At 32.5% G+C, this 9353-nt stretch carries 7 protein-coding genes; 3 read left to right on the top strand and 4 right to left on the bottom strand.

The window, feature by feature from the left end; translation table 11 throughout:
- Window positions 1–124 precede the first annotated feature (124 nt).
- The 4 genes from ACEW8E_RS10230 to rpoD form a co-directional block, all read right to left on the bottom strand.
- On the bottom strand, window positions 125–1477 hold the full coding sequence (locus ACEW8E_RS10230; protein ID WP_373480246.1) for a hypothetical protein: 1353 nt from the start codon (window positions 1475–1477) through the stop codon (window positions 125–127).
- A gap of 59 nt (window positions 1478–1536) precedes the next feature.
- A complete protein-coding gene (gene rsmD / locus ACEW8E_RS10225) occupies window positions 1537–2082 on the bottom strand; it encodes a 16S rRNA (guanine(966)-N(2))-methyltransferase RsmD (protein ID WP_373480245.1) in 546 nt (181 codons plus the stop codon).
- 124 nt (window positions 2083–2206) lie between these two features.
- Window positions 2207–3949 (bottom strand): TrkA family potassium uptake protein, encoded by a 1743-nt coding sequence (locus ACEW8E_RS10220; RefSeq protein WP_373480244.1) that lies wholly within the window; start codon window positions 3947–3949, stop codon window positions 2207–2209.
- Window positions 3950–4180: 231 nt separating this feature from the next.
- On the bottom strand, window positions 4181–5356 hold the full coding sequence (rpoD, locus tag ACEW8E_RS10215) for an RNA polymerase sigma factor RpoD (protein WP_373480243.1): 1176 nt from the start codon (window positions 5354–5356) through the stop codon (window positions 4181–4183).
- 1054 nt (window positions 5357–6410) lie between these two features.
- On the opposite strand from rpoD, the gene ACEW8E_RS10210 reads away from it, so the two are divergent.
- From ACEW8E_RS10210 to ACEW8E_RS10200, 3 genes are read left to right on the top strand one after another with little or no spacing between them, the layout of a single operon-like run.
- The gene (locus ACEW8E_RS10210; protein WP_373480242.1) at window positions 6411–7307 is read left to right on the top strand and encodes a hypothetical protein; all 897 of its coding nucleotides are present in this window, start codon (window positions 6411–6413) and stop codon (window positions 7305–7307) included.
- Window positions 7308–7351: 44 nt separating this feature from the next.
- Window positions 7352–8344, top strand: a complete 993-nt coding sequence (locus ACEW8E_RS10205) for a hypothetical protein (protein WP_373480241.1) — start codon at window positions 7352–7354, stop codon at window positions 8342–8344.
- Between the two features lie 42 nt (window positions 8345–8386).
- Window positions 8387–9319, top strand: coding sequence for a hypothetical protein (locus ACEW8E_RS10200; RefSeq protein WP_373480240.1), 933 nt, complete (start codon window positions 8387–8389; stop codon window positions 9317–9319).
- The last annotated feature ends 34 nt before the right edge of the window (window positions 9320–9353 follow it).

Raw genomic sequence — 9353 nt, 5'->3', positions numbered from 1 at the left:
GTTACGAGCGATCGCTCGTCGGCTCTGGTACACAGCACGCCTCTGTGATAATTTAAGAGAGTAATAAAGATACGTGCGCGTAGCGTGCCTTCGGCATCACCTTATCTAAAAATCATACTTTAATTCAGCAACGCCAAATTTCTTTTTTCTTTTCTTCATCACTGCCTTTCAATATTTCTATGACATTGTTTTCCCAAAATTCTTGGGGATTATATGTCAACTCGTTTTTTATCTCATAATTATTACCCTTAACATCTAATCGAGAGGCAAAAATAAAAGTAAATAATAAAGCAATTTTTAAAATTTTATGTTTCCCAGACTCTCCTTTTTTGATTTCTTCTTTATGTTGTTTACTCTCAGGATTTAGTAAAGTTAAGTAATAGTCAAAACTTGAGATTGTTTCTCCCTTTTCTCCCTGATTTTTTACCTCTCCATTTAATTTCAGTTTTAAGGCAAAAGTAAAAGTTTTTTCTCCTTTGGTTTCGTTACTATTTTCGCCTAAATAACCTTCTACCATAGGAATTATTGGTAAAATATCGTAAGTTTCTCCTAAGGCGAATAAATCTCGATAACTAACCTCGAATCCCTCATAATTAACTTTATAATCTCCTTCTCCTTTTTCCTTATCATTCAAATAATCTTCTAATAAATTGAGTCGTCTAATTAAGTCTTGTAAATAAATAGCATTTTCATATTTATTAAGATCAAGTTGCTGTAAGATATATTTTAAATAACAAATCTTTGCTTCTTTTTTCAGTCTAGCAATGGTTTCACTTTTAACTAAGTCAATTAAATTTTTTATGGGAGATTTTTGATTATTTTTATGATGTTGTTTATAGTTAATAAATTCTTCTAAGTTTTCTTGTAATTCTTCATAGGTATCTGAGTCAATACTGCTAAAAATTGTTTCTACATAATCTTTTAAACTTTTTTTAATTTCTTCTTCAAACTCATTGATATTATTGACTTTAATCGTTAAGAGATGAAGTTTTAAAATAGATTTACTGGGAGTTTTTTCTTCTTGCTTGGGAATATATAACTTTTGCTTTCTAATATTATTTACATCATTAAAACCATATTTAAAACCTTTTTCTTTAATATTTTTCCATTTAGTTAAATCGGTTAATAAATTTTGGATAGTTTTTTCTAAGGGTTGATTTTTATTATTACTTACTAATAACAAAGCCTCCAGTTTATCTTCTATCTTCCTCACTAAGTCAATAAAATTATCAACACTTTTTTCTTTTAAATTAATACTAACAAGGCGATCGCTTTTTTGCAAATTAGCGGGGAAATTTACCTTGTCAGACATAGCTATTTGATAGGCAATTTCATCTATATCAATCTTTAATCTTTGATTATCACTAGAAAAAATAAAGGGATTAAATTCCTCAAGGTGTCGTAAAATTTGCTCTAATAAAAAGTTATAATCAACGGTAGTTAATGAAGTATCTTCTTGTCTTAATCGATTAACCATAAAATAGTGAGTAATTAACTAATAAATATAGTTTATCACATAAGACGTTCAATGAGAATTTATGGATAAGGATGTTGATAAAAATTAAGGGCTATATTACCATAATATTTAGTTTGAATTAATTGCAAATTATGTTTCTCATTAAGAGAAGATTTTTTGGGATTATACTCTACGGCAATTTCCCCAATATTTGACGGTAAAAGTTGATAATCATAAATAGCATTTAAGACATCATCATAAAAGTTACAGTAATAAGGAGGATCAAAATAAATTAAATCAAATTTTCGTCCATTTAAACCTTTTAATCTGTGTAAAATATCACCTCTCAAAACTTTAAAATCTTGATTTTCTTGTGCTACTTTTTGCCAATTTTCTCTAATAATTTGACAACCTAAGGATGATTTTTCAATACCAATAACTTCTGATGCACCTCTACATAAGGCTTCTGCCCCCATTGTACCATTTCCTGCACACAAATCTAACCATGACGCAGATGCTATTTTATCCTGCCAGATATTAAATAAAGCCTCTCGTACTTTTGATGTAGTAGGTCGAGTGTCCTTTCCTGAAAGAGTCTTAATTTCTCTATTGCCGTAAATGCGCATAATCAATAAACAAGATACAATTAATCGATAATATCACTAACTCTTGGACATAACTATTCCTTATTGTCCAAAAATTATGATTTTCATCGGGAATCATTAAACACATAGCTAGATACCTTGATGATTATGACTGTTTCTGAGGAAATAAAGAGTGAATCAGTAAAGGAGAAGTTGGAGGGAGTCGCCAAAGTTGATCTAATTTTGTAGCTGGAATGGTTAAATATAACACATCATTATCTGTTAGCTTCGTTTCCAGCAAATTCCAACTATGTAAATTATTATCCCCTCTGGAGATATAAAGAGGAACGAAATCAGCTTTACGCGCTATTTCTTGGACAATTTCTCCACAAAAAGGATGATTAGGTGTAATCATAGTGGCAATGGCTACCCACAATAAATCATTTGTCATACCATTTCCTAAAATTCTACCTCCTAATGCTGCCGCTGCAAAAGAATAAGTAGCTAATTCGGTAGGAGATAAAACATTTTCAAATTGGAATACTTCTTTGACTGATTCAGCAAATTGATTATCTTGTACTCTTAAAATCGTAGGAATTTTTGGGCTTAAGGCTTTTGCCGTCAAGGCAATTTCAACGTTAATCATATCATTGCTTGTTACCACAAGGATCGCATTTGCCCCCTTTAAATTTGCACCTTGTAAAGTTTCTGCAAAAGAAGCATCTTCCACAATGACAGGAATTTTAAGCGATCGCACATACTGTAAAAATCTGTTATTATGATCTGGTTCGATAACAACAATTTCATGGCCTTGTCGATGTAATTCTCGGACAATTTCCATAGCAACATTACCTAAACCGCAGATAATATAATGATTTTTCGTTGGCACTCTAGCGGCATCCCAAAATTGTTTTAATCGACTACCCAAAACAAAATCATTGATTAAAGCGTAACAAATACCTACAATTCCCGCACCAACAATCATCATAACGGCGGTAAAAACTTTAATTATATCTGGAGCACTTTCGGCTACTTCTTCTTTTCCTCCAGCACCTGTAATCATGCCAACGCTAAAATAAAGTGCATCTACGGGGGAAATGCCTCCGTTGACGCATAAATAAGTAAAAGTAGCTAAAAAAATTAAAGTTAATAAAATTAATGTCACCACAATCATGGATTTGGCATATTGTTTATAAGTATTTATATTCAAAAAAGCCTTTAACCAATTAAAAAGAAAAAAACTACGTTTACGCTTAATTTTTGCCTTATTTGCTAATATTATGTGATCTCCTACTTCTAATTTTTGATGATTTACTACCCCTGACACAAGGTCAATTTCACTATTTTTGGGCAGATAATAGATTAACATTTGATCAAGATTGTCCCATAACTGTGTTAAAGTTAATCCATACCAAGGATGTTCTTTACTGATAATTTGTTCTTGTAAAGCCCATGTTTCCTCAAACAATTTTAAATGTCCAATAGCTTGATTTCCCAAAGCCGAAAAAGCAAAAATAGGAGCAGCTAAAGATGGGACACTCATACTAAAATGATCTACTAAAGTATGATCTAATCTTGCACCTAAAGTATGATTATAAATACGATTAATGATGCGAATTTTGGGATTTAAGATTCTAGCTTGAGTTAAAATTGCCACATTCAGAGCGTCATCACTATTAGCTAAGACAATCGTACTAGCTTTTTTGATTCCAGCTTCTAGCAATACTTGAGATGAGCGTAAATTCCCTACAATAATTTTATCATCTGGTTTGATAGTGATGGGTCGATGTCCTTTTTGTGTCACTTCATGATCACTAATACCAACTACATCAGCACCTTGTAACTTTAATAAATTATAAATTTTATAGCCAGTGCAACCTAAACCAGAGACAATAATTAAAGGTTTCATTTTTAGTTCTTAAATATTTACTAATTAATAGCATTTTTTATTTCAATAAATCACTTTTTAATAAAAGAAAATGCTTAAGAATATTGGTGATGTAAGAAATTTTTAAACGCCGTAAATTAGATATATTATCTCTGAGTCTAAAAAAATTAAATGTAGTGTTGCAAACAAAAATAAATAATAATAAAGGGAAATGAAGAAGATTAAATCATTCCCTATCTACTTTTTAAGTATTTAGCGTATATATTCTTTTAAAATACTATTACGATTAGGATGGCGTAATTTACGCAACGCTTTAGCTTCAATTTGGCGGATTCTTTCACGGGTAACATTGAAAATTTGACCAATTTCTTCTAAAGTTTTCATTCGCCCATCATCTAAGCCATAACGTAATCGTAAGACATCTCGCTCCCTTGGACTTAAAGAATCTAAAACATTTTCTAAATCTTCTCGCAATAAATTTTTGGATACTTCATCTTCAGGAGTTTCCCCTTCAGCTTCAATAAAATCTCCTAGGCGTGAATCTTCTTCTTTACCGATGGGAGTTTCTAAGGATATAGGTAATTGAGCAGACTTAGCGATAAAACGCAACTTTTCGATAGTCATTTCCATATCCTCAGCGATTTCCTCCTCTGTAGGTTTACGTCCCATTTTTTGAGATAGCATCTTTGTGGTTTTTTTGATGCGAGAAATAGTTTCGTAAAGATGGACAGGAAGGCGAATGGTTCGAGACTGATCTGCGATGGCCCTTGTAATAGCTTGACGAATCCACCATGTAGCGTAAGTAGAGAACTTATAACCCTTTTCGTGGTCAAATTTTTCCGCTGCACGAATTAAACCCAGAGAACCTTCTTGAATCAAATCTTGGAAGGATAAACCACGATTCATATACTTCTTAGCGATAGAAACCACTAAACGAAGGTTAGACTGTACCATTTTATCTTTTGCTCGTCTGCCGATATGTAAACGGCGGTTAAATTGACGCAACACAGGAATATCACAAGCGATCGCCCATTCTTGATCTGTAGGAATACGCCCTAAATGTTCCATTAAAGTTGCCCTGATATATTCTAAATCCAATAAATCAGCAATTTGTCGGGCTAACTCAATTTCTTCCTCCGCCCGAAGTAATCGGATTCTACCAATTTCTTGAAGATAGATACGAATAGAATCTTCAGTAAAAGGTTTTTTCTTAGTTTGCGCACGACGACGAGTAGCGGGTAATTTACGAGGTTTTTTACCATTAGGATTAGCCACACCAATAGAATCGACTTCAGTAATACTATCACTAAATTCAACCTCTATAGCAACGATAGATCCATTTCGATTCTCATGAGAATGAAAGTCTAACATTTCCTCAAAATCATTTACGGGTGAGATGCTGGTGAAAATTTCTTGTGTTTGGGTCATGCCGTTTTCCTCTTACTCCTTCTGAAAATTTAGCTAGAAGATGAATGTTTCAAATCAAAATATAATGTAAAAACACAAACATCACAAAATCATCTATGATTTACCTTTGACAATTTCATGGAGACACTCATAGTAAATCTGTCTATCAAAAGAATTAACAGAAAAAAGTGAGTCAGTAAAATTGAGTAAAACCATCGACATCGATTTTAAATAGTGTTGTGATAGATATTCATCAGGAAAAATCCTGAAATCTAAAGAAAATCAACGATTTAACGTAAATTTCTAAGACTGGTTTGGAGATATTCCACAGTCTGGTATAGTTACTAATTATCAGGGAAAGATTTGTTAACTAGGGTTGTAAGATTATCTATGTAAATTAAAATTTAATCTGAATCTTGAGCAGAAAATAATAGTTATGGTCAGTAACACTTTTCTGTTTACCCTGAATAATGTTAGTTTTATCCTTCCTAACAAAAATTAAACCAATAATACATCTTAAAATAATGGATTAAGAAGTTTTATTAGTCAAATCTTCAGATATTGTAATAAATTTCACAGAAAATAACATCCACAAGAGATATTTTTTTATATTAAGAAGCTCTGGTCTGTGATAGTACATAAGTTTTTTATAATTTCAAATCTTTGTCTTCCCTGAACACTAGGTTAACAAACCTTTCAGGTTTTGGGGAAAATATCTTAAAAATTTATAAAGAATTTGTCATCAAACTTTAATGAGTCCTTAGATAAGGGATGAGATTTTTAAGAGTGAGTAGCATTTATTACTATTAAACTCCTCAAATAAATGATACTTTTTCCATCAATTCTAATCATCTTTTATTGGTGATTTTCCATAGGAGAGAACAAAAATTATCCTATTTAAAGTTATGTAACAAAATAGTTAATTTTTCTGTTTAAATTGATGGCGATCAATAAATTTAGAGTTAAAATTCAAACTAGAAATAAATAAATTTTGAAAAATACTATTATCAAGATTGGTATTTATTTATTTAAAAAATTAAATATTTAAACATAGTCAAAAGTAGAGAAGATTTTTATGGCTACAGAAGAAATTAATGCTCTAATTGAACAAGTGGATGAAAGGGCACAAGGATTAATTACTGAAGGAGAAAAATCTTTCCAACAAGTAGAAGAAATAGTTGCCAAAGCCACAGAAATTGCAGAAAATCTTGCTACAGCAGGAGAAGAAGCACAAACAAAGTGGGAAGCGATGATTGCTGAAATTGAAGAAGCGGAAGCAACCCTCGAAACCGAGTTGGAAAATACTCGCAGTATTATGGAAGAGTTTGACGGAAAAGTTACGGAAATTACAGATCAAGTTAATCAATCTATTACGGATTTTCAAGCAAAATTACAAGATTTTATTGCCAGAAAAGAAGAAATAGCCTCAGAAATTGAAAATCAAACACAGGAGAGTAAATCTAATTTTGATCAATATTCCCAGAATATCAAAGAAACGGAAGAACAATTGGGAAATTATCAAGAGACGGCTAAAAGTAACATTGAAGAATTGAATGGTGCAGTAGATACAGCTACAGAAAGTTTCCAATCTCAAACAGAGAATGTTGTACAACAATTTACTGATTTAGCAGAGGAATTAAACAGCAAACTAGAAAGTTTACAAAGTGAATTTGAAGACGTACAAGAACAAGCTCAATCAAGTAGTGAGTCTTTATTACAAAATCTTGAATCTCAAGCTACGGATTTAGTAAGTAATTTAACTTCTAAATTTACAGAGGAATTAATGGGAGATTTAACAGAATCGGCGGGAGGTTTAACGGAGGCTTTAGGTTTCCTTGAAACTGCTGGAAGTGAAGCGGGAGATTTATTAGAAGGTGGTATTGGCGATATTGTTGATCAAGTAAGCGAAATTACCGATTTAATTGAGCAGATAAAGCCCGTTTTAGACATGATTCAAGATGTTTTAGGTTAAGGTTTTTTTGTGTATTTTATATCTAATTTAAGGAGGTATTTGTGATGGCTGAAACTCAAGTAATGGGGCAAAATATTGATGAATCTATTGAAAAGTTAGAGGAATTACTTAAATCCCTTGATGTGGCGAATAATCAAATGGGTGATTTTACTCAACAGTTGGAATCTACTAATGAGTCTTTAACTCAATGTGAAGAAAATGTAACTAATATTTTAGAAACCGCTAGTAGTGATTTTGAAAGTTCTAAAGAAGAATTTACCCAAGATTCTGAGGCAATGATGGGAGAATTAACTACTTTTCAAGAAACTCTCAATCAGTTACAAGCTAAGTTAGATGAAGTTAATCAATCCATTGAAGATAAAAAAACTGAAGTGGAGGGAGAAGTTGATAATCAACAGGAGGCTTTAGACGGAGTTTTTACTGAATTAGCTGATACTTTTAGTGACTTAATGGAATCTATTACTAGTCTTACTTCAGGTTTAGAAGAAAGTGGTAATACTGTCGAAGAATTTTTTAATACTTTTACCGAAGAAGTTTCAGGGTTACAAGATAATTTAAGTTCTGCACAGGAAGAAACTGAGGGTAAATTAGAAGAAAGTGCCACTAATGTGGGAGAAACTCATAAAAGTTCATTAGATTCTCTCTTAAATGATTTTAGCGGTAATTTGACAGGAGAACAATTAACGGAATTAACTTCTCAGTTAGATGATTTAACCAGTGGTTTTACTGATTTACTTTCTTCTTTCAGTGATGAAAATATGGATTTAGCTGATCAACTTCAAGAACGTTTAAAAGAAATTCTTGATAATACAGTTGAGCAAACAGGGGAAACCATGAAAGATGAATTAACGGAGTCTTTCCAACAAGCCATGGAAGACGCTGTGTCGGCGTTAGCAGAGCAAATGGTAGAAAGCATTGCAACAACAACCGTTGGCACTTCCGTAACAGGCTCAATTAGTCCTATTTTACCTCAAATTGTAGCGGCGAAAGCAGCGTTAAGTGCTATCAATGCTGTTTTAGATGCTTTCGATTTTTAATTATTTTAATAACATTATCAATTATTAACAGGAGTTTTAATTATGAGTGAGTTAGGGGATAGTTTAAATATGTTGTCTCAGTTGATAACTCAGTTTCCTGAAAGGTTAGAAAATTTAATTACTTTAGCCGAAGAAGTGGAAGCCGAAGCCAATCAATTAGTAACAAATGTGGAAGAAAAACAAGCTCAAGTTGCCGAGATTATGTCACAAGTGCAAGAATCTTTAACGGCTATGAAAGACGAAATTACGGAAAATCAAACGGAAACTGATACCGAAGTTACTAATTTTGAAAATACCGCTAATGAGTTAAATTCTTTCTTAGATGAGGCACAACAACAAATGGTAGCTGAAATCACCGAAGCGATGGCAAAAATGAATGAATTTAAAACTCAAATTGAGGAGGGTAAAACTGCAACTGAAGATACAGAAGAAACAACTCAAACTACTTTAACTGAAGCACAAAACGCCATCAAAGGTAGTCAAGAGCAATTAGCCGCAGCCATGGAAAGTACTCTTAGCGTTATGGAAGGCTTACGAGATAAATTAGAAGATGTTAACAGTCGCATGGAAGAAGAGATGAGTAACTTTAGCGAACAAGTTAACCAAAGTCAAGAAACCGTTGGTAGTAATATTCAAACTATGGCGCAAGAGTTTACTAGCGTTAGTGAGAATTTTAGTGGGGTTTTATCTTCAACTTCTGAGGCAATGTCAGGAGGAGTTAACGGTTTAATGGATAAAGCACAAAGTGAAATTGAAGAGCAATTACAAGAATTGATTTCCTCGGCGGTGAGTAAAGTGACGGATTCTATTGATGAAATGGTACAAAAAGTTACCGATGCGGAAAATGAATCTTCAGGAGTTAGTGACATCGTTAAAGATTTAATTGATGAATTAGAGGTGTTTATTGAGCCTATTGAAGAGGGTATCGATAGTGTTAAATCAGCCGCAGAAAAATTTGGGGTTTCTTTTGGCTAAAGAGCATACACTATTACAAATAGACAACTGACAA

It is taken from the genome of Geminocystis sp., from assembly GCF_041753295.1.
Taxonomy (GTDB): Bacteria; Cyanobacteriota; Cyanobacteriia; order Cyanobacteriales; family Cyanobacteriaceae; genus Geminocystis.
Note: the sequence above shows the minus strand (reverse complement) of the source record. Positions and strands in the feature narration are given on the sequence as shown.